At 70.2% G+C, this 26,471-nt stretch carries 21 protein-coding genes; 16 read left to right on the top strand and 5 right to left on the bottom strand.

Translation table 11 applies throughout. The annotated features are described in order from the left end of the window. Positions 1 to 143 precede the first annotated feature (143 nt). From ASF43_RS20800 to gcvA, 3 genes are all read left to right on the top strand, one after another. Positions 144 to 1,271: an acyl-CoA dehydrogenase family protein gene (locus tag ASF43_RS20800; RefSeq protein ID WP_056185023.1), complete on the top strand. Its 1,128-nt coding sequence runs from the start codon at positions 144 to 146 to the stop codon at positions 1,269 to 1,271. 92 nt (positions 1,272 to 1,363) lie between these two features. After that, positions 1,364 to 2,605 (top strand): acyl-CoA dehydrogenase family protein, encoded by a 1,242-nt coding sequence (locus ASF43_RS20795; RefSeq protein WP_056185020.1) that lies wholly within the window; start codon positions 1,364 to 1,366, stop codon positions 2,603 to 2,605. A gap of 146 nt (positions 2,606 to 2,751) precedes the next feature. Next, complete coding sequence (gene gcvA / locus ASF43_RS20790) at positions 2,752 to 3,738, top strand: transcriptional regulator GcvA (protein ID WP_056185018.1); 987 nt, start codon at positions 2,752 to 2,754, stop codon at positions 3,736 to 3,738. A gap of 11 nt (positions 3,739 to 3,749) precedes the next feature. On the opposite strand, the gene ASF43_RS20785 is transcribed toward gcvA, so the two are convergent. Continuing rightward, entirely contained in the window at positions 3,750 to 5,102 is a 1,353-nt protein-coding gene (locus tag ASF43_RS20785; protein WP_056185015.1) for an alpha/beta fold hydrolase, read from the bottom strand. A 344-nt stretch (positions 5,103 to 5,446) separates the two neighbouring features. Between ASF43_RS20785 and ASF43_RS20780 the strand changes: the two genes are divergently transcribed. Beyond that, positions 5,447 to 5,845: a Zn-ribbon domain-containing OB-fold protein gene (locus ASF43_RS20780; RefSeq protein WP_056185012.1), complete on the top strand. Its 399-nt coding sequence runs from the start codon at positions 5,447 to 5,449 to the stop codon at positions 5,843 to 5,845. A gap of 73 nt (positions 5,846 to 5,918) precedes the next feature. On the opposite strand, the gene ASF43_RS20775 is transcribed toward ASF43_RS20780, so the two are convergent. The 3 genes from ASF43_RS20775 to ASF43_RS20765 all read right to left on the bottom strand — a co-directional run bounded on the left by ASF43_RS20775 (position 5,919) and on the right by ASF43_RS20765 (position 9,098). Beyond that, positions 5,919 to 6,236, bottom strand: coding sequence for a DUF4148 domain-containing protein (locus tag ASF43_RS20775; protein ID WP_056185010.1), 318 nt, complete (start codon positions 6,234 to 6,236; stop codon positions 5,919 to 5,921). 222 nt (positions 6,237 to 6,458) lie between these two features. Next, on the bottom strand, positions 6,459 to 6,683 hold the full coding sequence (locus ASF43_RS20770) for a DUF3606 domain-containing protein (RefSeq protein ID WP_082498036.1): 225 nt from the start codon (positions 6,681 to 6,683) through the stop codon (positions 6,459 to 6,461). Between the two features lie 267 nt (positions 6,684 to 6,950). Further along, the gene (locus ASF43_RS20765; protein ID WP_056185007.1) at positions 6,951 to 9,098 is read right to left on the bottom strand and encodes an FUSC family membrane protein; all 2,148 of its coding nucleotides are present in this window, start codon (positions 9,096 to 9,098) and stop codon (positions 6,951 to 6,953) included. 102 nt (positions 9,099 to 9,200) lie between these two features. On the opposite strand from ASF43_RS20765, the gene ASF43_RS20760 reads away from it, so the two are divergent. The 6 genes from ASF43_RS20760 to mdoH all read left to right on the top strand — a co-directional run bounded on the left by ASF43_RS20760 (position 9,201) and on the right by mdoH (position 16,821). After that, positions 9,201 to 9,614: a hypothetical protein gene (locus tag ASF43_RS20760; RefSeq protein WP_082498068.1), complete on the top strand. Its 414-nt coding sequence runs from the start codon at positions 9,201 to 9,203 to the stop codon at positions 9,612 to 9,614. Between the two features lie 62 nt (positions 9,615 to 9,676). After that, positions 9,677 to 11,041 (top strand): tRNA (N6-isopentenyl adenosine(37)-C2)-methylthiotransferase MiaB, encoded by a 1,365-nt coding sequence (miaB, locus tag ASF43_RS20755; RefSeq protein WP_056185003.1) that lies wholly within the window; start codon positions 9,677 to 9,679, stop codon positions 11,039 to 11,041. Next, positions 11,038 to 12,456 carry a sensor histidine kinase KdpD gene (locus ASF43_RS20750; protein ID WP_056184999.1) on the top strand — a complete coding sequence of 473 codons (1,419 nt, stop codon included), beginning with the start codon at positions 11,038 to 11,040 and terminating at the stop codon, positions 12,454 to 12,456. The genes miaB and ASF43_RS20750 overlap by 4 nt, the downstream gene beginning before the upstream one ends. Positions 12,457 to 12,493: 37 nt before the next feature. Further along, entirely contained in the window at positions 12,494 to 13,135 is a 642-nt protein-coding gene (locus ASF43_RS20745) for a hypothetical protein (RefSeq protein WP_162241836.1), read from the top strand. 7 nt (positions 13,136 to 13,142) lie between these two features. After that, positions 13,143 to 14,564 (top strand): sigma 54-interacting transcriptional regulator, encoded by a 1,422-nt coding sequence (locus tag ASF43_RS20740; protein WP_056184996.1) that lies wholly within the window; start codon positions 13,143 to 13,145, stop codon positions 14,562 to 14,564. Positions 14,565 to 14,787: 223 nt separating this feature from the next. Further along, positions 14,788 to 16,821, top strand: coding sequence for a glucans biosynthesis glucosyltransferase MdoH (mdoH, locus tag ASF43_RS20735; protein WP_056184993.1), 2,034 nt, complete (start codon positions 14,788 to 14,790; stop codon positions 16,819 to 16,821). A 66-nt stretch (positions 16,822 to 16,887) separates the two neighbouring features. On the opposite strand, the gene ffh is transcribed toward mdoH, so the two are convergent. Then, on the bottom strand, positions 16,888 to 18,258 hold the full coding sequence (gene ffh / locus ASF43_RS20730; protein WP_056184990.1) for a signal recognition particle protein: 1,371 nt from the start codon (positions 18,256 to 18,258) through the stop codon (positions 16,888 to 16,890). Between the two features lie 86 nt (positions 18,259 to 18,344). On the opposite strand from ffh, the gene ASF43_RS20725 reads away from it, so the two are divergent. From ASF43_RS20725 to ASF43_RS20700, 6 genes are all read left to right on the top strand, one after another. Continuing rightward, positions 18,345 to 19,157, top strand: coding sequence for an inner membrane protein YpjD (locus tag ASF43_RS20725; protein ID WP_056184987.1), 813 nt, complete (start codon positions 18,345 to 18,347; stop codon positions 19,155 to 19,157). Next, on the top strand, positions 19,154 to 19,381 hold the full coding sequence (locus ASF43_RS20720; protein WP_056184985.1) for a PP0621 family protein: 228 nt from the start codon (positions 19,154 to 19,156) through the stop codon (positions 19,379 to 19,381). The genes ASF43_RS20725 and ASF43_RS20720 overlap by 4 nt, the downstream gene beginning before the upstream one ends. A 3-nt stretch (positions 19,382 to 19,384) precedes the next feature. Beyond that, complete coding sequence (locus tag ASF43_RS20715; RefSeq protein ID WP_235578321.1) at positions 19,385 to 21,124, top strand: ATP-binding protein; 1,740 nt, start codon at positions 19,385 to 19,387, stop codon at positions 21,122 to 21,124. 11 nt (positions 21,125 to 21,135) lie between these two features. Beyond that, on the top strand, positions 21,136 to 22,626 hold the full coding sequence (locus ASF43_RS20710) for a sigma-54 dependent transcriptional regulator (RefSeq protein WP_056184977.1): 1,491 nt from the start codon (positions 21,136 to 21,138) through the stop codon (positions 22,624 to 22,626). After that, positions 22,610 to 23,221 carry a 1,6-anhydro-N-acetylmuramyl-L-alanine amidase AmpD gene (ampD, locus tag ASF43_RS20705; RefSeq protein WP_156373446.1) on the top strand — a complete coding sequence of 204 codons (612 nt, stop codon included), beginning with the start codon at positions 22,610 to 22,612 and terminating at the stop codon, positions 23,219 to 23,221. The genes ASF43_RS20710 and ampD overlap by 17 nt, the downstream gene beginning before the upstream one ends. 294 nt (positions 23,222 to 23,515) lie before the next feature. Next, a complete protein-coding gene (locus tag ASF43_RS20700) occupies positions 23,516 to 26,464 on the top strand; it encodes a ribonucleoside-diphosphate reductase subunit alpha (protein ID WP_056184972.1) in 2,949 nt (982 codons plus the stop codon). The last annotated feature ends 7 nt before the right edge of the window (positions 26,465 to 26,471 follow it).

The following is a 26,471-nucleotide window of genomic DNA, read 5'->3' as shown; positions in this document are numbered from 1 at the left end:
GAGCAAGCCTGCGCCTGCGCCCCACCTTTCATCGCTGGCCCGCAGCGCGGGCGACCGCAATACTCGCCGCCACCGTCCGCACCCCGCGAGCGGACAGTCGCAGGCACGCAGCGCGACCCACTGTGCGCCGCAGGACGGACCCCATGAATTTCGAGATCTCGGACGACGCCCGCGCCATCGGCGAGGAGGCGCGCACGCTGCTGCAGCGCCGGCAGGCCCGCGCCGCCGCCCGCCAGCTGCTGGACTGTGGCGGCCACGACCAGGCGCTGTGGCAGACCATGGGCGAGCTGGGCTGGCTGGGCGTGAACATCGGCACCGACGATGGCGGAGCGCAGGCCGGCGTCGAGGCGCTGTGCATGCTCGCGCAGGAGCTGGGCCATGCGCTGGCGGCCGTGCCCTTCGCGTCCACCGTCTACCTGTTCGCCGACGCCGTGGCCCAGCTGGGAACGCCGCAGCAGCGCAGCGAGCAACTCTCGGCCGTGGCCGCGGGCCGCCTGGTCGGCACGCTGGCGCTGGCCGAGGGCCTCGGCGAAACGCATGCCGACACACTGGCCTGCCGCGTGCGGGGTGGCCGCCTCAGCGGCCGCAAATGGCCCGTGGTCGACGGCCTGGCCGCGCAAAGGGCCGTGGTCGTCGCATGGGACCACGATGCCGGCGGCGAGGCAGCGCTGTTCCTGGTGCGGCTGGACCACCCTGGCGTGCAGCGCGCCGCGCTGGCCGGCATCGACCCCTCGCGCGAACTGGCGCAGCTGGTGTTCGACCGTGCCCCGGCCGAACGCCTGGGCACGCAGCCGCACGGCCCCGCTGCGCTGGAGCGCATGCTCGCCCGCGCCGCCGTGCCCATGGCCTTCGAGCAGATCGGCGGCGCCCAGGCCTGCCTGGACATGGCGGTCGCGTACGCGAAGACGCGCTACGCCTTCGGCCGGCCGATCGGCTCGTTCCAGGCCATCAAGCACAAGCTGGCCGACGTCTACATCGCGCTGGAATTGGCGCGCTCCAACGCCTACTTCGCGGCCTGGGCGCTGGCCCACGATGCGCCCGAGCTGCCCCAGGCGGCCGCCGCCGCGCGCATCAGCGCCAGCGAGGCCTACCTGCTCGCGGCCAAGGAGAACATCCAGACCCACGGCGGCCTGGGCGTGACCTGGGAGGCCGACTGCCACCTGTACCTGCGCCGTGGCCGCCACCTGGGCCTGGCCCTGGGCGGCCTGGGTGCCTGGAAAGACCGGCTGGCGCAGCAGCTCGCCAAAACCGCCCCACAGCGCAAGAACTGACATGACCCCACCCCCACGCTTGCCCGCTGTGCGCGGCCCGCTGCCCCACGAGGGGACGCGTCAATGCCTTCGGGCGGCCGAGCTTCATTGACATGGATTTCGACGACACCCCCGCCGAGGCCGCCTTCCGTGCCCAGGCCCGCGCCTTCCTGCAGGCGCATGCGCCGCACGACCGGAACGGCGGCACCGGCCGCCACACCCGCGCCTGTGCCACCGAGGAGATGACCGCCCGCGCCCGCGAGTGGCAGGCGGTGAAGGCCGCGCACGGCTTCGCTGCACTGGCCTGGCCGCGCCGCTGGGGCGGGCGCGAGGCGAGCGCTATCGAGCAGGTCATCTACCTGGACGAGGAGGCCCGCCACGACGTGCCGCATGGCGTGTACGACGTGACCGTGGGCATGTGCATCCCGACGCTGCTGGCCTACGGCAGCGAGGCGCAGCTGGCGCGCCATGTGCCGCCCGCGCTGCGCGGCGAGGAGATGTGGTGCCAGCTGTTCTCCGAACCCGGCGCCGGCTCCGACGTGGCCGGCCTGCGCACCCGCGCGCGGCGCGACGGCGACGGCTGGCGCGTGGACGGCCACAAGATCTGGACCTCGCGCGCGCACCTGGCCCGATTCGGCCTGCTGATCGCGCGCACCGACCCCGACGTGCCCAAGCAGGCCGGCCTCACGGCCTTCTTCATCGACATGCAGTCGCCCGGCGTCCTGGTGCGGCCCATCCAGCAGGCCAGCGGCGATCGCAGCTTCGGCGAGGTGTTCCTCAGCGACGTGCGGGTGCCCGACAGCCAGCGCTTGGGCGCCGTGGGCGGCGGCTGGGGCGTCACGCTGACCGCGCTGTCGCACGCGCGGCTGGCCGTGAGCAATGTGTTCCGCCCCGACGTCGGCGACCTGCGCACGCTGTGCACCGCCACGAGCGGCGCCAATGGCCGCAAATTGCTGGCCGACCCGGCCGCACGCCGCCGCCTTGCCGAGCTGCACGTGCGCACCGAGGGCGTGCGCCACACGCGCAAGCGCGTCATGACCGCGCTGTCGCGCGGCCAGGCGCCAGGCCCCGAGGCCGACGTGTGCAAGGCCGTCACGCCGCAGCTGCTGCAAGACAGCGTGGACTTCGTGCTCGACCTGCTGGGCGCGGGCGGCGCCGTCATGGACGCGTCGCTGGCGCCCGAGTCAGGCTGGCTGCAGCAGGCCTTCCTGGATGCGCCGAGCAAGCGCGTAGGCGGCGGCACCGACGAGATCGTGCGCAACGTCATCGCCGAGCGCGTGCTGGGCCTGCCGGGCGACATGCAGGCGGACCAGGACATCCCGTTCTCCAGGATTCCGACCATGGCGCAGCGCTGACGCGGCCCCCTGCCCCTGTCCCGCCCCCTCGCGCCCCTGCCCCAACCCCGGCAGGAGCTTGCGCTGCGCCTGGGGGTTGATAGTTCTAAAGGACCATGTATAGTCTTTCTCACCCGGCCCACAGGATACAAGCCATGAGAAGACACATGCCGCCCCTGAACCATCTGCGCGCATTCGAGGCCGCCGTGCGGCATGAAAGCTTCACGCGCGCGGCCAACGAGCTGCACGTGACGCAGGGGGCCGTCAGCCGGCACATCAGGCACCTGGAGGAGTACCTCGGCTTCGGCCTGTTCGAGCGTTTCAACAACAACCTGGTCGTGGCGCCCGAGGCGCGGCGCTTTTGTGAATCGCTGACGCGCGCCTTCAACGAGATCGACCGTGCCAGCCAGGTGCTGCGCCACGCGCGCCAGCGCAGCGTGATCAAGGTGCACGGCGACACCAACTTCATGCTGCGCTGGCTGATCCCGCGCCTGCCCGGCTTCCAGGCGGTGCAGCCGCGCATCGAGGTGCAGCTCTCGTCCAGCCGCGAGGCGGTCGACTTCGGCCATGACGGCGTGGATGCGGCCATCCGCTTCGGCCGCGGGCAGTGGCCCGGCTGCCATGCCGACGCGCTGTTCCCGATGGAGATGGTGCCGGTCTGCACGCCCGCGCTGGCCGAACGGCTGGCGCTGGCCGAGCCGCAGGACATCCTACGGGCCACGCTATACCACGCCTATGCGCGGCGCGAGGAATGGCCGCGCTGGTTCCGCCTGGTCAGCGAACAGCCTTTCGAGCCCGCCGCCGAGGCCTATCTGGAGGACGCCACCGTGGTGCTGCAATGCGTGCTGGCCGGCATGGGCATCGGCCTCACGCACCGGCACTATGTGCTCGACGAGCTGCAGGCCGCTCGCCTGGTGATCCCCTTCGACGTGCCGCTGCGCAACCGCTCGGCCTTCTACTTCGTGTGCCCCGAGCAGACCCGGCACAACCCCGCGGTGGCCGCCTTCCGCGAGTGGCTGGTGCAGGCCGCGCAGCAGTGCGACAGCGGGCACACCTCCCAGGGCCAGGTGCTGCCGCGCATGAGCCTGGTGCAGGGGGCGCAGGAAGCGGGGAACGATGCGGGAGAGTCGGAGTGGGTGGCGTGCGCGGCGTGAGCCGCCGCGCGTCAGTGGTTCAGTTCCAGCACCGTCACGTGGTTGTCGGCCAGCGGCCAGCTGCGTCCGACGACACGCTCGCCGTTGAATTCGGCCACCAGCGGGCGCGGCGGCCCGGCGGGCTTGGTGCGCGACACCGCGACACCTGCGCCCGGCAGCGCGCCCGGCGGTGGTGACTGGCCGTCGAAGGCCATCGTGTCGCGCCCTGGATCCAGGTAGCCGCGTGGGCGCGTCATCACGGCCAGCGCAGGCGCGGCCCTGTCGGCCTCGGGCACGCGCTCGGGCCGCACATGGAGCACCTGGGTCGAGCGCGGGAACGGGCTGCGGTAGAAGTGCGTGGTGGCGTAGCCGGGCGCGCTGACCACGAACTCGTGGCGCGCTTGCGGATCGGTCACCAGGGGACCCCACTCCCCTGCCGCGGGCACCACTGCGGTGTAGAGAGCCGGCCCGAGACGCTCACCCGTGCGGGGGTCGACGGTGAAGACCTCGATGCGCGCCCCTGCCAGGCCGATGTTGGTGCCCGCCCCGCTCACCTTGCCGGACAAGGACACGCGCGGCTCGGGGGCGATCGCGCTGCGTGCCGGCGCCACCCCGGTGATGAAGCGGTGCGCCGCCTCGAATGCAGCAGGGGAGAACGAAGTCTCGCGGTGGTCGATGCGCGGGATCACGACGTTGGTGGCGCCTTTCAGCTGCGGGCCGGCGGCCGTGACGCCGGTGGCCACGCCGCGCTTGCCGATCCACAGGCCATCGGGCTGGGCGAACTTGTCGTTGCCGTCCGAGCGCACCGTCATCCAGCGCACCGGGCCGGTGACCTCGTCGCCGGCCGCGTTTTTGGGCGCATTCAGCGCGCTGAGAAAGGGGCCGTGGCCCGCGAACTCGCTGCGGTCGGACAGGCCCTCGATCGGCACCGCCCAGACACCGTGGTTGGGCGTACCACCCAGGATGGCGTGCGAGACCGTCTTGTCGCCGCCGCCATGGGCGATGTAGTTGCGGATGGCGTTGCCGCCGCGCGAATTGCCCATCAGCACGACCTGGCGCGCGCCGGTGCGGGCCAGCACCTTGTCGACCTCGGCGCGCAGGTAGTCCCGGTGCTCGGCGGCGGACGAGCGGCCGGGCTGTTCGCGCGTGTCATCGTCGCGCGCGGTGGGCAGCGGCATGTCGATGGCGTGCAGCCGCTCGCGCGGCCAGCCGTTGGACTCGAAGCGCCACATGGTCGTCAACCACACCGCGGCGCTGTCGCCGTTGCCGTGCACGAAGACGATTGGGGGGCGTGCGTCGGCACCGTCGGGGCTGGGGGCGGTGGCGCAAGACGACAGCAGCAGCACGGCCGCGGCCAGCACGAGGCGCCGGGTCAGATGGGTCATGGAATCTCCAGGAACGCGAGAAGCGGGCAACGGGACTTCAGTAACCCGGCGAGGATACGCTGCCGAGGCCCTTGCCCACCAGCAAGCGCGTGATGCCGGCGCGCCCGCCCGCGCTGCCCGAAACGCGCGCCTGCAGTCGGAACGGTGTATCGCGGCGGTCGTCTTGAACCTGGCGGCCGACGGATCGGCGGGCCTCGGCAGGAGCGCCATCCATGCCTGCGGACAGCGCAATATCTTCGCTGCCACATCGTCGGCGCTGCGCTGAAAAAACGTCGGTGGCCCGCCGTGCGGCCTCGCGGCATGCTCCGTCGCACCATCGCAACCACCGCGGGGCGCGCACTGTCATGTACCACTCCGTCTCAACCCAGCCGGGCAGCGGCAACCAGGCACGACACCAGGCTGCGCTGGACGCCGGCCACTTCCTGATCAAGCGCTGCGGCGGCTGCAGCCGGCACGTGTACTTCCCGCGCGAGCTGTGCCCACACTGCGGCAGCGCTGAACTGGAACTGGTCGCGCCGGCCGGCACCGGCACCGTCTATGCGGCCAGGACCGTACGCCGCAAGGCCGAGGCCGGCGGCGACTTCAATATCTCGCTGGTGGACCTGGACGAAGGCGTGCGACTGATGAGCCGCGTGGAAGGCCCGACCGACACGGTTCGCATCGGCCAGCGCGTGCGTGCCCGCGTGCAGCGCACCACCGGCCAACCGGCGGTCGTGGTGTTCGACCGCGTCCAGGAGGACTGAGCAGCGTTGTCCAGGCCCAGGCAAGAAAAAGCCGCCCGAAGGCGGCTCGATCGTGGTGCGGTCAGCCGATGGCTCAGACTTCGCCGCCACCCAGTTGACCGTGGCGCACGGCGTAGACGGCTTCGGCGCGGACGGCCGCGCGCGTCAGGTTGCTCTTGGCCGAAGCGACCGCGCCCATGTCTGCGCCTTCGCCCGTGGTTTCCAGCGTGTCGGTGCGGATGGCTTGCAGCACCTCGTTGCGCACGGCTTCGCGGGTCAGGCCGCCCGTCGATGCGACAGGCGCAGGGGGTACATAACCGACTTCACCGCTGATGTTGTCGCCGGCAAAGCTGGGGGCGGCGATGAAGCCGACGGCGGCGACGAGGACGGTGGCAAAAAATTGGGTCTTCATGATGGTTCCTTCAGGTCTGGTGACTCGATCGGCGGGGCCGGACACCATGTCCACCCCGTCTCGATGAGCCGTGTTCGGTGCGTCTCATCGATGGGTTGAACTGTAGGTTCCGAGCGCCGAAAGAAAAACCGCCTGCGCGGCAATGCATCGTTTCCAGCAGAGCAACAACGCGCACGACCTACGCCCCCGAAGGGACGCTGCGAAGACCCTTGCAGCGCCGTCTTACTCGGCAGCCTCCACCCGGTCGTCGGTGGTGGTGCTGCGGCTGCCCTTCAGGTGCAGTTCCACGTCGCTGGACCGGTCGCCCACTTTCGCGACCGCCTCCCGGATCTGGTCCGGGCTGACGTCCAGCCGCTTCGCCCAGGTGCCCACGGCTTCGTCCGAGCCCGTGTCGATGCGGTCGGCACCCGTTGCGTTCGGTGCCAGGTTGATGTCTTCATTGCCCATGGTGTGCTCCTTTGAGTTGGTGCATTCATGGTGGCCCGCGCATCGGGCGCGGCGTGTCAGCCTGTGCCACCTGATGGCGTGGGCCAGCCGTCTCTGATGGCTGTGCCTATTTGCCGGGCACTGCGTCGCAAGCCGCGCCAGGCAACGATCTGCGGAGATCGCCCCGCACTTGTCCACAAGCTTGCCCACGGCGGCGAGGGACAACTTCACGCGACAAACGCACAACGAAAAGGGCTTGCAATCAACAATTGGAACAAGCCGGCGCAATCAGCCACGCACGCTCGCGGCCCGCACGGCCGACGCGGCAGCCGCGACGCCGGCCGCACTGTCGGCCACCAGGCCCAGCCGCCGCTCCAGCCAGGGCAGCAGACGTTCGGGCTCCTCGATCCAGACCATGGGCGCAGGCCCGAGCGTGTCGGATGCCACCGCGTCCGAGGCCACGGCAGAGCCAGGCTCCAGCAGGCGATCGACCGCCGTGGCGGCCTGCAGCAGCAAGGCCCTGGCCGCCTCGGGCTCCAGGCGGTCGCGCCGGCGCTCCAGCAAGGTGCGCACGGCCGCCAACTGGGCCAGCAGCACATGGCAGCGCGTGAGCAGCGTGGCCATGGCTGGCAGCGCGATCTGCACGCGCGCGGGCTCGGCGCGGCTGCGCTGCGCACTGGCGGCGATGCCGCCAATGGCCTCGTAGAACTCGCGGCGCGCCAGGCGCAGCGGCACGTCGGCCTGGCCGGGCTCGGGCCAGTGCAGCGTCTCGTGCACCAGCGCGCGTGCCGCCGTGCGCACGCGGTCGACCAGGCGCACCAGGCCGCGCCGCTCCCAGGCGGGCAACACATAGCAAAAGCCCCAGGCCAGCAGCGCGCCGAGCAATGTGTCGGCCAGGCGCTCACCGATGTTGAAGCCGCCGGCCGGGTGTGCCATGTGGGCCTGTAGCAGCGCCATCACGGTGGCGGCAGTGGCAGTGACGAGGTAGCGCACGTTGACGAACGCGTGGGCGATGCCGACCGCCAGCAGGAAGACGATGCCCGACAGCCAGTACTGCTGCAGCGAGGCGAACAGCAGCACCAGCATGCAGCCCAGCACCGTGCCGGCCACGCGCGCATCGCGGCGCGACAGGGTCTGGTCCAGGTTGCCGCGCAGCACCACGGCCACGCTGAGCACCAGCCAGTGCGGGTGCGAGGTCCAGGGCAGCGCCAGGGCCAGGAAATAGGCCGTGCCGAGCGCCACGGCGCTGCGCAAGGCGTGGCGCAGGATGGGCGAGCCCAGGCGCAGGTGCGGGCGCAGCGCGGCCAGCGGCCAGCCCTGCGGCGACACGAAGAACTGCAACTCGGCCGGTCGCAGCACGGCCGGTGCGGCGTGGTGCTGCAAGGTCGCCAGCATGCGGGCCAGGTCGTCGCTCAGGTGGCGCGCGCGGTCGCGCAGCGCACCGGCCAGCGCGCGGCGGCGCGGGTCGGCCGCAAAGCCTTCGATGGAGGCGTCCAGCGCATCGGGCACCGTGGCGCCGCCGGGCACGCGCGCAAGCGGCACGTCCAGCTGCACGGCCAGGGCCACACGGTCCAGCATGGCAGCGGTGCCGTCGATGCGGCCTGCCAGCGCAATGCGCAAGCGCTCGGCCGCGGCGTCGCCACCCAGCAGGTCCAGGTCGAGCTCGCTGCCGAGCAGGATGTCGCGCAGGTCGATGGCGTGCAGCAGCAAGGCGATCTGGCGTGCGCCGTGGGGGGCATCCGCGGCGACGAACAACATGTCGCGAGCGCCCTGCAGACGCTCGTCGAGCGCCACCTGCCGCTGCATCCAGTCCTGCAGCGGCAACGCGCCCTGCGCTTCGCGTGGCTCCAGCGCCAGCATGCGCGCCCGCGAGCGGAACAGCTCGGCGGTGGCATGCAGCACCCCGGCCAGGGCCAGCGCGCGGTAGCGCGGCTGCAGCCAGCGCGCCACCAGCAGCGCCCAGGCCAGGTACAGCGCGCCACCCAGGGCCGTCCAGGCCGCATGCACCGCCTGCGTCTGCCAGTCGGCGGGCGGCGGTGCGGCCATCGTGAACACCACGGCCAGTATGGGCACGAACGAGATCGGGCCGGCACGCACGCCCCAGGCCAGCAACATGCTGGCGCAGAACGACATGGCCACCAGCAGCACGCCCAGCGCCAACGGATGCGCGCGCAGCAGCGTGACCAGGATGCTGGCCATCAGTCCGACGGCCGCGCCCAGGGCCACGCGCGGGCCGGTGCGGTGGGGCGGATTGGGCGTGTCCGCCAGGCTGGCGAAGATCGCGCCGCCGGCGGCCAGCAGCGCGGCCGGGGTGCCGCCGGCCGCACCGGCCAGCAGCTGCACCAGCAACACGCCGAGCGCCACGCCGATGCCGTTCAGCACATGGGCCGGCAGATGCCAGGGCCAGCGCCGGATGTCGCGGAGGGCTTGCGTCAAAGTGGTGGACTCCTGGGCGCGAAAAGCGGCGATCTTAGAGGGCCAACCGGCAGGCCCGGCCCTGGCACTTAAAATCGCCCGCCCAGCCTCTGGATGAACACCATGAACCGCTGCCTTCCCGTACTCGCCACCGCCCTGCTGGCCCTGTCCACCGCACAGGCGCAGGTGCGCGAATTTCCGCCGGCCGCCTTGCGTGGCGTGTTGCAGGTCACCCAGCCACCCGAGGTGCTGCTGGACGGCAACGCCGACCGGCTGTCGCCCGGCGCACGCATCCTCGGGCCGCGCAACGAACTGGTGCTGTCGGCCAGCATCGCCGGTGAGCGCCTGGTCGTGAACTACGAGCGCGAACCCAACGGCATGGTCCACCGGGTCTGGCTGCTCAACCAGCAGGAGGCTGCGCTCAAGCGCCCCGGCGCCACGCGCGAGCGCAACTTCATCTTCGCGTCCGAAGAAGACACCCGCCCCAAGGACGACGGCAAGACGCCGTTCCACCTGCTGCCCAAGTACGGGCAGTAGGCATTGCTCCTCCAGCTCCGGCGGCATTCCTGCCGGCGCCCCCTTTCCCCCGCGAGACCGCCATGACGAAAAAAGTCTTCATCAAAACCTTCGGCTGCCAGATGAACGAGTACGACTCGGACAAGATGGCCGACGTGCTGCACGCCGCCCAGGGCTACGAGCCCACGCAGGACGTCGACGAAGCCGACCTGATCCTGTTCAACACCTGCTCGGTGCGCGAGAAGGCGCAGGAGAAGGTGTTCTCCGACCTGGGCCGCGTGAAGCATCTCAAGAAGAAGGGCGTGCAGATCGGCGTGGGCGGCTGCGTGGCCAGCCAGGAGGGCGAGGCCATCATCGCGCGCGCGCCCTATGTGGACGTGGTGTTCGGCCCGCAGACGCTGCACCGCCTGCCCGAGATGCTCAACGCGCGGGCCCGCCAGAACAGGCCGCAGGTGGACATCAGCTTCCCCGAGATCGAGAAGTTTGACCACCTGCCGCCCGCGCGCGTGGAAGGTGCGACGGCCTTCGTCTCCATCATGGAAGGCTGCTCCAAGTACTGCAGCTACTGCGTCGTGCCCTACACGCGCGGCGAGGAGGTATCGCGCCCGTTCGAGGACGTGCTGGTCGAGATCGCCGGGCTGGCCGACCAGGGCGTGAAGGAGGTCACGCTGCTGGGCCAGAACGTCAACGCCTACCGGGGCCGTGTGGGCGCGCCTGCCAAGGGCAACGACGCCATCGCCGACTTCGCCACGCTGATCGAGACCGTGGCCGAGATCCCCGGCATCGAGCGCATCCGCTACACCACCAGCCACCCCAACGAGTTCACGCAGCCGCTGATCGAGGCCTACGCGCGCGTGCCCAAGCTCGTGAGCCACCTGCACCTGCCCGTGCAGCACGGCTCGGACCGCATCCTGATGGCCATGAAGCGCGGCTACACGGCCATGGAATACAAGTCGACCGTGCGCAAGCTGCGTGCGATCCGCCCCGACATGGCGATGAGCAGCGACTTTATCGTCGGCTTCCCGGGCGAGACCGAGGACGATTTCAACAAGATGATGAAGCTCATCGACGACATCGGCTTCGACAACAGCTTCTCGTTCATCTTCAGCCCGCGCCCCGGCACGCCGGCCGCCAACCTGGCCGACGACACGCCGCACGACGTGAAGTTGAAGCGCCTGCAGCACCTGCAGGGCGTGATCGACGCCAACGTGCGCGCCATCGCCGCGCGCCGCGTGGGCACGGTGCAGCGCATCCTGGTGGAGGGGCCGGCCAAGCGCAGCTACGGCGAGGTGCCGGAGCTCATGGGCCGCACCGAGTGCAACCGCGTGGTGAACTTCCCGGCGCCCGCGCGGCTGGTGGGCCAGATGATCGACGTGCGCGTGACGGCGGCGAACAGCTATTCGCTGCGGGGCGAGGTCTGCACGCAGGACCACCCGGCACTCGCGTGAGGCTGCCCCGCGGTTCCTTCCGGCAACTGCTGCTGCTGGCGTTCCTGCTGATCGCCGTGCTGCTGGGCGGCGTGGCGCTGCGCGCAGTGTTCACCTTCGACGGGCTGATGGCGCGCAGCCTGGGCTTCTCGGCCCGCACGCTGCAACTGAACGGCGCGGCGCAGGCGCTGTCCGAGCGCAGCGCGACCATGGAACGCGCGGCGCGCCAGTCGCTGATCCTGAACGACAGCCCGCTGCGCCGCAGCTTTGTCGACGCCGCGCGCCAGGCGCGCGAGATCGTGGCCGACCTGCAGCCCGCCGACCTGCCGCCGCCGCTGGCCGCCCGCTGGCGCAACCAGTTGGAGACCATCGACCGGCTCATGGAAGGCGCGCCCGACACGGCGCTGGAGCGCGAACGCAACATCGCCGGCGAATTCCGCGAGCTGGACGCCTTGAACGTGGTGATCGCCCAGCAGATGCAGGCCGCCATCGAGAAGCGCCGCCAGGCGCTCAACACCGAGCTGGACGCCAGCCGCGCGCAGATCACGCGGCAGGTGATCGGCATGCTGGTGCTGGCGCTGCTGCTGGCTGTGGCGCTGGGCATCTGGCTGGCGCGGCCGTTCAAGCGCGTGGAGCGTGCCATCGTCGGCCTGGGCGAGAACCGGCTGGACCAGCCGATCGAGATCCAGGGGCCCTCCGACGTGCACCGCATCGGCCAGCAGCTGGACTGGTTGCGGCTGCGCCTGAGCGAGCTGGACGCGGACAAGGCCCGCTTCCTGCGCCACATCTCGCATGAGCTCAAAACCCCGCTGGCGGCACTGCGCGAGGGCGTCTCGCTGCTCGAGGAAGGCGTGGCCGGCGAACTCAACGACAACCAGCGCGAGATCGCCTCCATCCTGCGCCAGAACACGGTGCAACTGCAGAGCCAGATCGAGGCGCTGTTGCGCTTCAACGCCGCCGCGTTCGAGGCGCGCCAACTGCAGCGCGAGCGCGTGGACCTGCTGCAGCTCATCGAGGCCCAGGTCGATGCGCAGCGCCTGCAGTGGCGGGCCAACCAGCTCGTGGTGCAGGTCGAAGGCGAGCCTGTCACCGCGCGCGTGGACCCAGCCAAGATCGGCACGGCGCTGGCCAACCTGCTGTCCAACGCGATCCGCTTCTCGCCACCGGGCGGGCGCATCGTGCTGCGGCTGCAGCGGCTGCACCACCTGGTGCTGATCGATGTGATCGACGCCGGCCCGGGCGTGGCCGATGCCGACCGCGACCGCGTGTTCGAGCCGTTCTACCGCGGCCAGCGCCAGCCCGAAGGTGCTGTCAAGGGCACCGGCATCGGGCTTTCCATCGTGCACGAATACATCGCCGCGCATGGTGGCAAGATGACGCTGTTGGCCGGCGGCCCCGGCGCCCACTTTCGGATCGAATTACCCCATGTGCCCTGAACCACGCGCGTCCCGCGCGTTCCCTGCACTGTTGCCCGTGCTGGCAGCCGCTGCGCTGCTGAGCGCCTGTGCGCTGCCCGCGCCGCCGGCCCCCGCGCCCAGGCCTGCGGCCCCTGTGCCGCTGGCGCCGCCCCCACCGCCACCGCCCGTGGTGGAGCCTGCGCCACCGCCCCCGCAGGCCGCCGTGGCCATGCCCGTGCAGGGCGGCCTGCCCGGCGCCGTCGTGCCCGACAGCCGCAGCGCGAGCGTGGCCCTGCTGGCCCAGGCCGACCGGCTGCGGCGCATGCCGCCACAGGAGCTGGCGCAGGAGCTGGCGCGCCTGTCCGAGATGCCCGAGGCGCAGCGCCAGCCCGGCGACGACCTGCAGCTGGCGCTGGCGCTGGGGCAGACGCGCGTGCCGGCCGATCTGGCGCGCGCCCAGGGCCTGCTGCAGCGTGTGCTGGCCAACCCGCGCGACGACGCCCGCGGCCTGCACCCGCTGGCGGCATTGCTGCTGGCGCGCTACACCGAGCAGCGCCGTGTGGAAGACCTGCTGGACAAGCAGACCCAGCAGGTCAAGGAGCAGCAGCGCCGCATCGAGCAACTCAACGAACGGCTGGAAGCCGTACGGGCCATCGAGCGCAGCCTGACGGCGCGCCCGGCGCCGCCCAACGGCCAGCCGCGCGCCACCCAACCCTGAACTGGCCATGCCCAACGCCCCCACCTCCACTGCGCCACGGGCCCACATCCTGGTCGTCGACGACGACGCCGACATGCTGCGCCTGCTGTCGATGCGGCTCACCGCCGCCGGCTACCGGGTCAGCGCCGTGGGCTCGGCAGAGGCTGCGCTGAACCAGCTGGACATCGAGCAGCCGCAGCTGGTGCTGTCCGACGTGCAGCTGCCGGGCCGCGACGGCCTGGCGCTGTTCGACCTGGTCCGCGCCCGGCACCCGGCCCTGCCCGTGATCCTGCTGACCGCCCACGGCACGATTCCCGACGCGGTGGAGGCCACGGCGCGCGGCGTGTTCACCTACCTGACCAAGCCCTTCGACGGCAAGGCCCTGCTGGACAAGATCGCCCAGGCGCTGTCGCTCTCGGCCCCTGCGGCGCCGGTGCCCAAGGGCGGCACGGACGAGAGTTGGCGCGACGAGATCGTCAGCCGCTCGGGCCGCATGGCCGAGGTGCTGGCCGAGGCGCAGATGGTGGCCCAGTCCGACGCCAGCGTGCTGATGCTGGGCGACAGCGGCACCGGCAAGGAACTGCTGGCCCGCGCCATCCACCGCGCCAGCGCGCGTGCCAAGAAGCCCTTCGTGGCCGTCAATTGCGGCGCGATTCCCGAGGCGCTGCTCGAGTCCGAGCTGTTCGGCCACATGCGCGGCGCCTTCACCGATGCCGTGACCAACCACAAGGGCCTGTTCCAGGCCGCCGACGGCGGCACCTTGCTGCTGGACGAAATCGGCGACATGCCGCCGGCGCTGCAGGTCAAGCTGCTGCGCGTGCTGCAGGAGCGCGCCGTGCGGCCGCTGGGCTCCAGCCAGTCGATCCCGGTGGACGTGCGCATCCTGTCGGCCACGCACCGCGACCTGGAGGTGGCCATGGCCGCCGGCCAGTTCCGCGAAGACCTGTATTACCGGCTGAACGTGGTCACGCTGACCCTGCCCGAGCTCGGCGAGCGGCGCGAGGACATCCCGCTGCTGGCCCAGCATTTCCTGCAACGGCTGGCGGCCAAGTACGGCAAGCGCCTGTCGGGCTTCGCGCCCGAGGCCCTGAAGGCCCTGACCACAGCCGCCTGGCCCGGCAACGTGCGGCAGTTGCACAACGTGGTGGAACAGGTCTGCGCGCTGTCCACGACGCCGCTGATCCCGCTGGCGCTGGTGCAGCGCGCGCTGCGCACGCCGGCCATCGAGGTGTTGCCGTACGCCGAGGCCAAGCGCAAGTTCGAGCGCGAGTACCTGATCGGGCTGCTGAAGCTCACGGACGGCAACGCGGCCGACGCCGCGCGCCTGGCCGACCGCAACCGCACCGAGTTCTACCGGCTCATGCAGAAGCACGAGCTGACGCCTGGGCTGTTCAAAGGTGAGTCAGGAAGTAATTCTGCAGAGCCCGTCGCTGAACCGCGACAGGGCTAAGTCATTGATTTAGAAAGGAACGGGCTGGCAGCCGTGCCCTCCTGTCGCTGTTCAGCGACAAATACCGGGGTTTTGGGGGCCGTTTCGCGGCCAAGCCGCCACGGCGCCGCAAAAATCGGCGCAACTTGTTGATTCATATAGTCTTTTCAGCCTGGCATGGGGTTTGCACTAGCAAGTGCATATGAGCACCGTCTCTCCCTCCTCATCCAACCCTGAAGACTCCATGAACCAGCAACATTTCGCCCGCGTCGGCCGGCAGATCGCAGGACGCTCGTGGGACCAGCAGCGCAGCGCGCTGCGTGAAGAACGCCACCCCAATGCGGTCACCGCGCCGCCCCTGAACCGTGGCTCCATGACGCCCCGCCCCTGGCGCGGCTTCTGGAACAGCCTGGGCACGGCCGCACTGATGGCCATCCCCGGCATGCGTCCGGCCGCGCCGCGCCAGGCCGCCGAGGCCACCGAGGCCTGGCAGCAGGCCGCCAGCCGGCGCCGCATGGTGCTGATGCTGATCGTGTTGCTGACCTCCGGCGTGGCGACCAGCCTGTTCGCTGCCGTGCAGCCGGACTACAACAGCGTGTTCCTCGAAGTCGGCCAGCTGTCGCTGTTTGCGCTGCTGTCGGCCTGGATCGTGTCGGGCTTCGGCACGGCGCTGATGGGCTTCTTCGTCGTGCTGCGCGGCGACCCGCATGCGCTGTCGGTCAACGAGGTCAAGGGCCACGCCATGCCCACCGGCGCCGACGCGCGCACGGCGATCATCATGCCGATCTGCAACGAAGACGTGGGCACGGTATTCGCTGGCCTGCGCGCCACCTGCGAGTCGGTGCTGGCCACGGGCCAGGGCAAGGCTTTCGACGTGTTCGTGCTGTCGGACAGCAACAAGCCGGAGAACCAGCAGGCCGAGCGCGCTGCCTGGGAAGACCTGCGCGCCGTGCTGGCGCAAGAAGGCGGCCCGGCCATCGAGGTCTATTACCGCTTGCGCAAGCGCCGCACGCACCGCAAGGCCGGCAACGTGGCCGACTTCTGCCGCCGCTGGGGCAAGGACTACAAGTACATGGTCGTGCTGGACGCCGACAGCGTCATGAGCGGCGACTGCCTGACCTCCATGGTCAAGCTCATGGAAGCGCACCCCAAGGCCGGCATCATCCAGACCGCCACGCAGTCCATCGGCCACCAGACCCTGCATGCCCGCGCACAACAGTTCGCCTCGCGCATGACCGGCCGTCTGTTCACGCTGGGCATGCAGTACTGGCAGCTGGGCGAGTCCCACTACTGGGGCCACAACGCCATCCTGCGCGTCGAGCCCTTCATGAAGCATTGCGCGCTGGCAGAGATCAAGGGCACGGGCGGCTTGGCCGGCGGCATCATGTCGCATGACTTCGTCGAAGCCGCGCTGATGCGCCGTGCCGGCTTCCATGTCTGGCTGGTGTCCGACCTGGTCGGCAGCTATGAGCAACAACCGCCGGACCTGCTGTCCGAGCTGCAACGTGACCGCCGCTGGTGCCAGGGCAACCTGCAAAATGCACGCCTGATGGCCGAGCCCGGCATCGCCGGTGTGCACCGCGCCATGTTCATCACGGGCGCCATGTCCTACCTGTCGGCACCCCTGTGGCTGGCCTTCATGACCCTGGGCACGGCCCTGTGGCTGTCGGGCACACCGCAAGCCGTGGGCCTGCACTCCGTCAGCGCCGCGCTGTCGGCCGTGCCGGCCGAGCTGGTCGGCCTGTGGATCTGGACGCTGGCCGTGCTGTTCCTGCCGCGTCTGCTGGGCATGGCCGCCGTGCTGGTGCAGGGCGAGCAGCGCCGCTATGGCGGCACGCTGGGCCTCGTCAAGAGCGCCGCACTCGAGAGCGTGATGGCCATGCTGCAGTCGCCGGTCCGCATGCTGGCCCACTCGCTGTTCGTGCTGGTGGCCCTGACCGGCCTGAAGCTGGAATGGAAGTCGCCCCCTCGCGAAGCCGCCGCGCTGCGCTGGAGCGATGCCGCCCGCAACCTGGCGCCGATGAGCAGCGTGGTCGCCCTGCTGGCCGTGGGCATCGCCATGATCGACCCGACCGCACTGGTCTGGCTGCTGCCCGTGGGCCTGCCCCTGCTGCTGGCGATCCCGATGAGCGTGCTGACCAGCCGCAGCGACCTGGGCTCGGCCATGCGCCGCCAGCGCTGGCTGCTGATCCCGGAAGAAAGCTGGTCGCCCGCCGTGCTCCGCCGCGCATGGCTGCATGCCAGCCAGCCGCTGCGGCCGCTGGCCCTCGCTGCCTGATCGGTTTCTAGCCCCCAAGGAAAAGCGCCTCGATGAGGCGCTTTTTTCATGGTCGGTCGGTGTGGCTTAGAACGGCATTTTGGGCATGCCCTTCATGCCGCCCATGCGCTTCATCATCTTCATGAGGCCGCCGCCCTTCATCTTCTTCATCATGTCCTGCATCTGGCCGAACTCGTTGAGCATGCGGTTGACCTCCTGCACCTGCACGCCGGCGCCGGCGGCGATGCGGCGCTTGCGCGTGGCCTTGATGAGCTCGGGCTTGCGCCGCTCCAGGGGGGTCATGCTGTGGATGATCCCCTCCTTGCGGCGGATGTCGCGCTCAGCGCGGTCCATGTCGACCTGTCCGGCCTTGGCCGCCATCTGCGTGGGCAGCTTGTCCATGAGGCTGGACAGGCCGCCCATCTGCTTCATCTGCTGGATCTGCCCCAGGAAGTCGTTCAGGTCGAAGCTCTCGCCGCTCTTGACCTTGGCCGCCAGCTTCTGCGCGGCCGCCACGTCCACGTTGGCCGTCACCTGCTCCACCAACGCCACGATGTCGCCCATGCCCAGGACGCGGCCGGCGTGGCGCTCGGCGTCGAACACCTCCAGCCCGTCGATCTTCTCGCTGGTGCCGGCGAACTTGATCGGCGCGCCCGTGATGTGGCGCGCCGACAGGGCAGCACCGCCGCGCGAGTCGCCGTCGGTCTTGGTCAGCACGATGCCGGTGAGCGGCAGCGCGTCCGAGAAGGCCTTGGCCGTGTTCATCGCGTCCTGGCCCTGCATGGCGTCGACCACGAACAGGGTCTCGACCGGGTGCACGGCCGCATGCAGCTCGCGGATCTCGCGCATCAGCGCCTCGTCGATGGCCAGGCGGCCGGCGGTGTCGACCAGCAGCACGTCGATGTAGTGCTTGCGCGCGTAGTCCAGCGCGGCCAGCGCGATGTCGACGGGCTTCTGGTCGCCCGTGCTCGGGAACCACTCGGCACCGGCCTGCTTGGTGACCGTCTTCAACTGCTCGATGGCGGCCGGTCGGTAGACGTCGGCCGACACCGTCAGCACTTTCTTCCTGCGCCGCTCGATCAAATGCTTGGCCAGCTTGGCCGTGGTCGTGGTCTTGCCGGCGCCCTGCAGGCCGGCCATCAGGATCACGGCGGGCGGCTGCGCCGCCAGGTTGAGTTCGCCGCCGGCCTGGCCCTGGCCCATGGTGGCGGCCAGTTCGCGGTTCACGATGCCGACCAGCGCCTGGCCCGGCGACAGCGAGCCCAAGACCTCCTGGCCCAGCGCCTTTTCCTTCACGCGCGCGATGAAGTCGCGTACCACGGGCAGGGCCACGTCGGCTTCCAGCAAGGCCATCCGCACCTCGCGCAGCATGTCGGCGACATTGGCCTCGGTGATGCGGGCCTGGCCGCGGATTTCCTTGACCAGTCGCGATAACTTTTCGGTGAGGGCGGACGCCATGGCGGTCTTTCGCTCCAGGTGGAGAGCAGGGATGGAAGAGGGGGAAACCGGCGTGGCCGGAAGGGGCAAGCCGCTAAACTGCAGAAATGATTTTAGCGAGCGCGTCCCTGGCCACCGTGCTGCTCTCGGCAGCCGCCGCCGTGGCCTATGCCGTGCCGGCGGCCGCCGCCTCGCGCCTGAACCTGTCGGCCAGCCGCGGCGCCCTGCTCACCGCGTGGCTGCTGCACGGCACGCTGCTGTGCTGGGGCCTGCTGTTCGCGTCCACGCCGCGCTTCGGCTTCGCACCGGCGCTGTCCGTCACGGCCTGGCTGGTGCTCACGGTGTATGCGGTCGAGAGCCATGTGTTCCCGCAGCTGCGCGCCCGCTGGGCGCTGGCCGGCTTCGGCGCGCTGGCCGTGTTGCTGGCGCTGCTGTTCCCGGGCACGCCCATGCACGAGACGGCGTCGCCCTGGCTGCCCGTGCACGGGGCACTGGGCTTTGCCTCCTACGGCTTGTTCGCGGCCGCCGTGGTGCACGCCTGGCTGATGCGGCGCACGGAGCGTGCCATGCGCCATGCCGACGCTTCCTTCACCGGCGTGCCCCTGCTGACGCTGGAGCGGCTGACCTTCCGCTTCGTGCAGGCCGGCTTCGTGCTGCTGACGGCCACCCTGCTGGCCGGCTGGCTGTTCGGCGAAGCGCTCTACGGCACCGCCGCAGCGGCCTGGACCTGGAACCACAAGACCGTGTTCTCGGTGCTGTCCTGGCTGACGTTCGCCGTGCTGCTGCTCGGCCGGGCCCGCTTCGGCTGGCGCGGTCGTACGGCCGTGCGCGTGCTGTATGCCGGTGCAGGGCTGCTGCTGCTGGCCTACGTGGGCTCGCGCTTCGTGCTGGAAGTCATCATCGGGCGGGGGGCGGCATGAAGCTGTTGATCGTGATCCTGGCCATCGCGGTGGGGATCTGGCTGTGGCGCTCGCGTCGCCCTCCACCCCAGGCCGCGCCGCCACGCAAGCGCCCCGCAGGCAAGGCCGTGGCCGAAATGACGCGCTGCGCCGTGTGCGGCCTGCACCTGCCGCTGGCCGACGCCGAACGCAGCGCGCGCGGCACCTACTGCAGCGTGGAACACCGGCGCCAGATCGAAGGCTGAGGCGTGCCCTCCTCCGCTGCGCCCCATTCCCAGTTCGGGCGCCCGGCGCCACAGCACACACCCTCCATCGAAGAAGCCGGCGACCTGGCGATGACGCGCGCCTGGTATGGCTTCATGACCGCGCGCAGCACGATCGCCTTGGCGCTGCTGCTGCTGCAGGGCAGCCAGTATCTGCTGCACGAGACCTCCAGCCCATGGCTGGTGCTGCTGTGCGCGGCCTACTTCGCCAGCGCACTGGCCGTGCGCCTGTTGGCGCGGCCGCGGCTGCCGCGCCACGCGGCCGACCCGACCTGGCTGCTGACCGCCGGCCTGGACGTGCTGGCCGTCGCGCTGCTGCAGGTGTTCCAGGCCGGCAGCAATTTCAACTACACGCCACTGCTCGGCGTGCCGGTGCTGCAGACGGCCGTGCTGGGCACGCGGGCGATGTCCATCGGCATGGCCTCGGCCATCACGCTGCTGCTGGTGCTGGAGACCTGGTGGGGATCGGCGCGCGGCGCTGGCGAGACCACGGCGCGCTACCTGCAGACGGTGCTGACGGGCCTGGGCTACCTGCTAGTCGCCTTCCTGGCCAACCAGCTGGCCGCGCGGCTGGTGCGCGAGGAGCAACTGGCGCTGGCCAGCCAGCATGCGGCCCGGCTGCAGACCCAGGTCAACGAATTGGTCATCGAAGCCCTGGCCGACGGCGTGCTGGTGGTCGATGCGGCCGGCAGCGCGCGCACCGTGAACCCCGCGGCGCGGCAGTTGCTGGGCGCAGCCGGGCTGCAAGAGCGCGATGCGCTGGTGCTGAGCGCGCGGCCGGGCTGGGCGCCGCTGCTGGAGCTGGCGATGATGACCTTCGAGCGCGAAAGTGCCCAGGTGGCCGACATCACACTGCGCAACGCCGGCAAGGGCACGCGGCGGGTGCGCGTGCGCACCCGCATGACCGAGGCCCACGGGCTGCTGCAGGACCGCCTGTGCGTGCTGTTCCTGCACGACCTGCGCGAGGTCGAGGCCCGCCTGCGCACCGAGAAGATGGCCGCCATGGGCCGCATGTCGGCCGCCGTCGCGCACGAGATCCGCAACCCGCTGGCGGCCATTGCGCAAGCCAATGCGCTGCTGTCCGAAGACCTGCAGGACCGCGGTGCGCAGCAGCTGACCTTGATGATCCGGCAGAACGCGCAGCGCCTGTCCAAGATCGTCGACGAGGTGCTGGACGTGGCCCGCGTGCCCGCGCCGGGCCGCACCTCGCCGCCCAGCCTGGTGCTGGACGAAACCGTGCGCAGCATCTGCAACGACTGGACCCAGCAGTCGCCCCATGATCGCCAGGTGCTGCTGAGCATGGGCACGCACGGCCTGCCCGTGGACTTCGACACCGACCACCTGCGCCGCGTGATCGTGAACCTGTTGGACAACGCGCTGCGCTACGTGAGCGGCGGACCGGCCTCGATCCAGGTGTCGACCCAGCTGTCGGCCGAACGGCAGTCCAGCCTGCAGGTCTGGAGCGATGGCCCGCCGCTGGAGGACACGGTCGAGCAGCACCTGTTCGAGCCCTTCTTCTCGTCGGAGAGCCGCTCCAGCGGTCTGGGGTTGTACATTTGCCGTGAACTGTGCGAACGCCACCGTGCCACCATCGGTTACCAGCGCGCGCCGCGCCAGTTGGCCGGTGCGACGGCGCTGGGCAACGAGTTCTCCGTGCAGTTCCGGCCGCCCAAGCCCGCCACGGGCGCCGGGCGCCGCAATTCCTCGCAAATGCCGCTGGTCTGAGACTCCCACGCATGGCCTTCCACTCCACCGCCCCCTCCCCCCTGCCGCCAGCGCAGGCGCCTGCCGCCAGCATCCTGGTGGTCGACGACGAGCCGGACCTGCGCACCCTGTACGAACTGACGCTGCTGCGCGAGGGCTACCGCGTGGAGACCGCCGGCAGCCTGGCCGAGGCCCATGCGGCGCTGCAGGCCCAGCGCTTCGATGCGGTGATCAGCGACATGCGCCTGCCCGACGGCCTGGGTCTCACGCTGCTGCAGACCCTGCGCACCCAGCAACGGGCCGAGCGCTGCGTGGTGATCACGGCCTACGGCTCGGCCGAGAACGCGGTCGAGGCGCTCAAGGCCGGCGCCTTCGACTACCTGACCAAGCCCGTGGACCTCAAGCAGTTCCGCGCCGTGGTCGCGTCGGCCGTCCAGGACCAGGGCGCAGCCGCCCTGCGCACGGCGCCACGGGGCGACGGCCCACCGCGCGCCGCGCCGGCCGAGCGTGGCGCGCCGGCCCTGCCCGCGCTGGACCGGTTGGTCGGCGATTCGGAGCCCATGCGCCAGGTCAAGCAGCGGATCGTGAAGGTGGCGCGCAGCATGGCGCCGGTGTTGGTGCGCGGCGAGTCCGGCACCGGCAAGGAACTGGTGGCCCAGGCCCTGCACGCCAGCAGCCACCGCGCGGCCGCGCCGCTCGTGGCCGTGAACTGCGGCGCCATCCCCGAGAACCTGCTGGAGGCCGAGTTCTTCGGCGCCAAGAAGGGCTCCTACACGGGCGCGGTGGCCGACCGTCTGGGGTACTTCCAGGCCGCACGCGGCGGCACGCTGTTCCTCGATGAGATCGGCGACCTGCCGCTGCCCATGCAGTCCAAGCTGCTGCGCGCCATCCAGGAACGCAGCGTGCGGCCCCTGGGCTCCACGCAGGAGGACCCGGTAGACGTGCGCGTCGTCAGCGCCACGCACCGCGACCTGGCCGCAGACGTCAAGGCCGGCCGCTTCCGTCAGGACCTGTACTACCGGCTCAACGTGATCGAGATCGTGGTGCCGCCCTTGCGCGAGCGCCGCGAGGACCTGCCTGCGCTGTGCCAGGCTCTGCTCGCGCGCATCGCACACGAGTCCGGCATGCCCGTGCCACCCCCGTCGCCGGCCCTGCTGCACGAGCTGCAGCACCATCCCCTGGCCGGGAACGTGCGCGAGCTGGAGAACCTGCTGCACCGCGCCGTGGCCATGAGCGAGGGCGACGAGCTCGATGCCGACTTCGCGTCCAGCGACGGCATGCCGCTGCAGGACGCGCCCGGCGCCGACGCACCGCCCCCGCCCGGCGGCACGCCCAGCGACCTGCAGGCCTATCTGGACCAGCAAGAGCGCGAGATCCTGACCCGCGTGCTGCACGAGACCGGCTTCAACCGCACGGCCACGGCCGCGCGGCTGGGCCTGTCGCTGCGCCAGATCCGCTACCGCATCGCGCGCCTGAACATCGCGGCGCCGCAGGACAACGAGCCGCATGACGATGCGCACTGAGCCCGCCGCCGCAGCGCTGTGGGACGGCGGCTGGTACCGCTTCGCACGGCGCCATCCCTCTCCGAACTTCGGCCCACGGCCGGCCGGCGCGCAGGTGGACCTGCTCGTCGTGCATTCCATCAGCCTGCCACCCGGCGTGTACGGCGGCAACGAAGTGATGGAGCTGTTCGACAACCGGCTCGATTGGGACGCGCACCCGTACTTCGCGCAGATTCGCGGCCTGCAGGTCTCCGCGCATTTCTACATCCGCCGCCAGGGCGAGCTGTGGCAGTTCGTGGACTGCGATCAGCGCGCCTGGCATGCCGGCCGCTCGCACTGGCGCGGCCGCGACGAGTGCAACGACGACTCCATCGGCATCGAGCTCGAAGGCCTGGAAGGCGGGCCCTTCGAACCGGCCCAGTACGAGACCCTGGCCAGCCTGTGCACGGCGCTCGCGCACCACTACCCGATCGCCTACGTGGCCGGGCACGAGCATGTGGCACCGGGCCGCAAGCAGGATCCAGGACCGGGCTTCGACTGGGCGGCATTGCAGCAATCGACCGGCTGGCCGGCCCGCGTCTTTCCCGCCCAGGCAACAGGGATACGCCAGGACTGAAAAGATAGGGCGGCGCCGAGCCACTGACGGCGCGCCCGCGCGGGCGAAACCGGCCGCCAGAGCGCATGGAATCTGGCTTTCGACCCGCCATAGCAGATGCCTGCTGGCATCGCGGGCAGTGCGTTGCCAGTGCTCACAAAAACCCGCTGCGAAACACTACCGGTAGTGGCTAGAATGCCGCCGAACCCCAGATATAGGGTCCACCCGCTCATTTCCGAAGGCTGTTCCAGCACCCGTCCGGGCTGACGACAGCCCTCGCGTTCTCCCATCGTTGTCCCAAAAAAGAAGGAAGCCATGCACACCGCAGCGAACCCCTCCCCGTCTTCGCAGACCGCGCCCGCATCGCCCGCCAGCCAGGCCGCCCGCGGCGGCGCCGTTGCCGACGCCTCCACGCCCGGCATGCTGGCGCACTACCAGATCATCCGCCGCAATGGCGCCGTCGTGCCGTTCGAGCCGAACAAGATCGCCGTGGCCATGATGAAGGCCTTCCTGGCCGTGCACGGCACGCAGGGCGCGGCTTCGGCCAGCGTGCGCGAAGTGGTCGACAACCTGACCCAGGCCGTGGTCCGCGCGCTGGTGCGCTCGCGCCCGGGCGGCGGCACCTTCCACATCGAAGACGTGCAGGACCAGGCCGAGCTGGGCCTGATGCGCGGCGGCCACCATGAGATCGCACGTGCCTACGTGCTGTACCGCGAACGCCGCGCGCAGGAACGCCTGCGCCAGGGCGAGCAGGACAAGCCTGCGGCGCCCAGCCTGCATGTGCTGGACGGCGGCGAGCGCGTCGCGCTGGACCTGGCCGGCCTGCAGCAGCTGATCGCCGATGCTTGCGCCGGCCTGGGCGCAGACGTCAAGCCCGATCCCATCGTGGCCGAGACCATGCGCAACCTGTACGACGGCGTGCCGATCGAAGAGGTCTACAAGGCCGCCATCCTGGCCGCCCGCACGCTGATCGAGAAGGACCCGGACTACACCTACGCCACGGCGCGCCTGCTGCTGCACACCATCGTCAAGGAAGTGCTGGGCGTGGAGTCCACGCAGGCCGAGATGGCCGAGCGCTACGCCGACTACTTCCCGCTCTACATCAAAAAGGGCGTGGACAACGAGCTGCTGGACGAGAAGCTGCTGCAGTTCGACCTCAAGAAACTGGGCGCCGCCTTGAAGGCCGAGCGCGACCTGAAGTTCGACTACCTGGGCCTGCAGACCCTGTACGACCGTTACTTCCTGCACGTGCGCAAGACGCGCATCGAACTGCCGCAGGCCTTCTTCATGCGCGTGGCCATGGGCCTGTCGCTGAACGAGATCGACCGCGAAGCGCGCGCCATCGAGTTCTACGAGGTGCTGTCCTCGTTCGACTTCATGTCCAGCACGCCCACGCTGTTCAACGCCGGCACGCTGCGCTCGCAGCTGTCCTCGTGCTACCTCACGACCGTGCCCGACGACCTGGACGGCATCTACGAGTCGATCAAGGAAAACGCGCTGCTGTCCAAGTTCGCTGGCGGCCTGGGCAACGACTGGACGCGCGTGCGCGCCCTGGGCTCGCACATCAAGGGCACGAACGGCGAATCGCAGGGCGTGGTGCCGTTCCTCAAGGTCGTCAACGACACGGCGGTCGCCGTGAACCAGGGCGGCAAGCGCAAGGGCGCGGTCTGCACCTACCTGGAAAGCTGGCACCTGGACATCGAAGAGTTCCTGGAGCTGCGCAAGAACACGGGCGACGACCGCCGCCGCACGCACGACATGAACACGGCCAACTGGATCCCCGACCTGTTCATGCGCCGTGTGATGGAAAAGGGCAGCTGGACCCTGTTCTCGCCCTCCAACGTGCCCGACCTGCACGACCTGTTCGGCACCGACTTCGAGAAGGCCTACGTGGCCTATGAAGAGAAGGCCGCGCGCGGCGAGATCAAGCCCAGCCGCACCGTCCAGGCCTCGGACCTGTGGCGCAAGATGCTCACGATGCTGTTCGAGACCGGCCACCCCTGGATCACGTTCAAGGACGCCTGCAACGTGCGCTCGCCGCAGCAGCATGTGGGTGTCGTGCACTCGTCCAACCTGTGCACCGAGATCACGCTGAACACCAGCGACACCGAGACCGCGGTCTGCAACCTGGGTTCCGTGAACCTGCTGCAGCACTTGAAGGACGGCAGCGTTGACCACGCCAAGCTCAAGAAGACGATCGCGACCGCCATGCGCATGCTGGACAACGTGATCGACATCAACTACTACGCCGTGAAGAAGGCGCGCGACTCCAACATGCGCCACCGCCCGGTGGGCCTGGGGCTGATGGGTTTCCAGGACGCGCTGTACGAGCTGCGCGTGCCCTACGCCAGCGACGCCGCCGTGCAGTTCGCCGACACCTCGATGGAAGCCATCTGCTACTACGCCTACTGGGCCTCGACCGACCTGGCCGCCGAGCGTGGCCGCTACGCGAGCTACAAGGGTTCGCTGTGGGACAAGGGCGTGCTGCCGCTGGACACGCTGGACCTGCTGGCCAAGGCCCGCGGCGGCTACGTGGAAGTGGACCGCTCGGCCACGCTGGACTGGGAAGCCCTGCGCGCCAAGATCAAGCAGGACGGCATGCGCAACTCCAACTGCGTGGCCATCGCACCGACCGCGACCATCTCCAACATCATCGGCGTGGACGCATCGATCGAGCCCTGCTTCGGCAACCTGTCCGTCAAGTCCAACCTGTCGGGCGAGTTCACCGTCATCAACCACTACCTGGTGCGCGACCTGAAACGCCTGAACCTGTGGGACGACGTGATGGTCATGGACCTCAAGCACTTCGACGGTTCGCTCGAACCCATCGACCGCGTGCCGCAGGAGATCAAGTCGCTCTACGCCACTGCGTTCGAGGTCGAGACCACCTGGCTGGTGGAGGCCGCAGCGCGTCGCCAGAAGTGGATCGACCAGGCGCAGTCGCTGAACATCTACATGGCCGGCGCCTCGGGCAAGAAGCTGGACGACACCTACAAGCTGGCGTGGACGCGTGGCCTCAAGACCACCTACTACCTGCGCACGCGCGGTGCCACGCACGCCGAAAAATCCACCGTCACGGCAGGCCGCATGAACGCTGTTTCGTCGGGCGGCAACGATGCACAGCGCATGAGCGCGCTCGATGTGGCCGCTGCGAAAGCGCGTGCCCAGATGGACGCGCAGATGAACGCGCCACTCGCCGCATCGCCGGCCACCGACGTGAAGTTCTGCGGTGTCGATGACCCCACGTGCGAGGCCTGCCAGTAAGCGCGCA

Source organism: Pseudorhodoferax sp. Leaf267 (genome assembly GCF_001422405.1).
In the GTDB taxonomy this organism is placed as follows: domain Bacteria; phylum Pseudomonadota; class Gammaproteobacteria; order Burkholderiales; family Burkholderiaceae_C; genus Pseudorhodoferax.
Note: the sequence above shows the minus strand (reverse complement) of the source record. Positions and strands in the feature narration are given on the sequence as shown.

Bases quoted from the DNA above. Each gene is read 5' to 3' on its own strand.
- ASF43_RS20800 (WP_056185023.1), top strand. From the start codon at position 144: ATGAATTTCGAGATCTCGGACGACGCCCGCGCCATCGGCGAGGAGGCG.
- ASF43_RS20795 (WP_056185020.1), top strand. From the start codon at position 1,364: ATGGATTTCGACGACACCCCCGCCGAGGCCGCCTTCCGTGCCCAGGCC.
- gcvA (WP_056185018.1), top strand. From the start codon at position 2,752: ATGCCGCCCCTGAACCATCTGCGCGCATTCGAGGCCGCCGTGCGGCAT.
- ASF43_RS20785 (WP_056185015.1), bottom strand. From the start codon at position 5,102: ATGACCCATCTGACCCGGCGCCTCGTGCTGGCCGCGGCCGTGCTGCTG.
- ASF43_RS20780 (WP_056185012.1), top strand. From the start codon at position 5,447: ATGTACCACTCCGTCTCAACCCAGCCGGGCAGCGGCAACCAGGCACGA.
- ASF43_RS20775 (WP_056185010.1), bottom strand. From the start codon at position 6,236: ATGAAGACCCAATTTTTTGCCACCGTCCTCGTCGCCGCCGTCGGCTTC.
- ASF43_RS20770 (WP_082498036.1), bottom strand. From the start codon at position 6,683: ATGGGCAATGAAGACATCAACCTGGCACCGAACGCAACGGGTGCCGAC.
- ASF43_RS20760 (WP_082498068.1), top strand. From the start codon at position 9,201: ATGAACCGCTGCCTTCCCGTACTCGCCACCGCCCTGCTGGCCCTGTCC.
- miaB (WP_056185003.1), top strand. From the start codon at position 9,677: ATGACGAAAAAAGTCTTCATCAAAACCTTCGGCTGCCAGATGAACGAG.
- ASF43_RS20740 (WP_056184996.1), top strand. From the start codon at position 13,143: ATGCCCAACGCCCCCACCTCCACTGCGCCACGGGCCCACATCCTGGTC.
- mdoH (WP_056184993.1), top strand. From the start codon at position 14,788: ATGAACCAGCAACATTTCGCCCGCGTCGGCCGGCAGATCGCAGGACGC.
- ffh (WP_056184990.1), bottom strand. From the start codon at position 18,258: ATGGCGTCCGCCCTCACCGAAAAGTTATCGCGACTGGTCAAGGAAATC.
- ASF43_RS20725 (WP_056184987.1), top strand. From the start codon at position 18,345: ATGATTTTAGCGAGCGCGTCCCTGGCCACCGTGCTGCTCTCGGCAGCC.
- ASF43_RS20720 (WP_056184985.1), top strand. From the start codon at position 19,154: ATGAAGCTGTTGATCGTGATCCTGGCCATCGCGGTGGGGATCTGGCTG.
- ASF43_RS20710 (WP_056184977.1), top strand. From the start codon at position 21,136: ATGGCCTTCCACTCCACCGCCCCCTCCCCCCTGCCGCCAGCGCAGGCG.
- ampD (WP_156373446.1), top strand. From the start codon at position 22,610: ATGACGATGCGCACTGAGCCCGCCGCCGCAGCGCTGTGGGACGGCGGC.
- ASF43_RS20700 (WP_056184972.1), top strand. From the start codon at position 23,516: ATGCACACCGCAGCGAACCCCTCCCCGTCTTCGCAGACCGCGCCCGCA.